This window comes from Streptococcus sp. OH4692_COT-348 (genome assembly GCF_003859975.1).
GTDB lineage: Bacteria > Bacillota > Bacilli > Lactobacillales > Streptococcaceae > Streptococcus.
In genome coordinates this window covers 1-880 of sequence record NZ_RQZB01000039.1, presented here as the reverse complement: position 1 = coordinate 880, position 880 = coordinate 1, and the positions used below count along the sequence as shown (strand labels likewise).

Here is an 880-nt window from a genome sequence, read left to right as displayed (position 1 = left end):
AATCGGGAAGACAGGATTCGAACCTGCGACACCTTGGTCCCAAACCAAGTACTCTACCAAGCTGAGCTACTTCCCGAGTTAAAAAGAAAAATGCACCCTAGAGGAGTCGAACCTCTAACCGCCTGATTCGTAGTCAGGTACTCTATCCAGTTGAGCTAAGGGTGCTCATTATTATATGCCGAGGACCGGAATCGAACCGGTACGATCGTTACCAATCGCAGGATTTTAAGTCCTGTGCGTCTGCCAGTTCCGCCACCCCGGCCTCTCTAAGCGAACGACGGGATTCGAACCCGCGACCCCCACCTTGGCAAGGTGGTGTTCTACCACTGAACTACGTTCGCACTGTTTTCTTCTATCCAAAAATGCCGGCTACATGACTTGAACACGCGACCCTCTGATTACAAATCAGATGCTCTACCAACTGAGCTAAGCCGGCTCATTTATTATTTCTTAATGCGGGTTAAGGGACTTGAACCCCCACGCCGTTAAGCGCCAGATCCTAAATCTGGTGCGTCTGCCAATTCCGCCAAACCCGCATATATGACCCGTACTGGGCTCGAACCAGTGACCCATTGATTAAAAGTCAATTGCTCTACCAACTGAGCTAACGAGTCTAAAATAACTTCCGTTATCTTAAACGGTCCCGACGGGAATCGAACCCGCGATCTTCGCCGTGACAGGGCGACGTGATAACCGCTACACTACGGGACCTATGGGAGTTAACGGGATCGAACCGCTGACCCTCTGCTTGTAAGGCAGATGCTCTCCCAGCTGAGCTAAACTCCCTAGAGCTAAGCGACTTCCATATCTCACAGGGGGCAACCCCCAACTACTTCCGGCGTTCTAGGGCTTAACTTCTGTGTTCGGCATGGGTACAGGT

At 51.2% G+C, this 880-nt stretch carries 9 tRNA genes and 1 rRNA gene; all 10 read right to left on the bottom strand.

What is annotated here, in order from left to right:
- Window positions 1–2: 2 nt before the first annotated feature.
- A tRNA-Pro gene (locus tag EII37_RS10755) sits at window positions 3–76 on the bottom strand.
- 15 nt (window positions 77–91) lie between these two features.
- Window positions 92–165 (bottom strand) — tRNA-Arg (locus tag EII37_RS10750).
- Between the two features lie 11 nt (window positions 166–176).
- Window positions 177–262: transfer RNA gene (locus tag EII37_RS10745), tRNA-Leu, on the bottom strand.
- Window positions 263–269: 7 nt separating this feature from the next.
- A tRNA-Gly gene (locus tag EII37_RS10740) sits at window positions 270–341 on the bottom strand.
- A 22-nt stretch (window positions 342–363) separates the two neighbouring features.
- Window positions 364–436 (bottom strand) — tRNA-Thr (locus tag EII37_RS10735).
- Between the two features lie 18 nt (window positions 437–454).
- A tRNA-Leu gene (locus EII37_RS10730) sits at window positions 455–536 on the bottom strand.
- A 5-nt stretch (window positions 537–541) separates the two neighbouring features.
- A tRNA-Lys gene (locus tag EII37_RS10725) sits at window positions 542–614 on the bottom strand.
- Window positions 615–638: 24 nt separating this feature from the next.
- Window positions 639–711, bottom strand: a tRNA-Asp gene (locus tag EII37_RS10720).
- A gap of 2 nt (window positions 712–713) precedes the next feature.
- A tRNA-Val gene (locus tag EII37_RS10715) sits at window positions 714–786 on the bottom strand.
- 4 nt (window positions 787–790) lie between these two features.
- Window positions 791–880: ribosomal RNA gene (gene rrf, locus EII37_RS10710) — 5S ribosomal RNA — on the bottom strand; the annotation flags it as partial.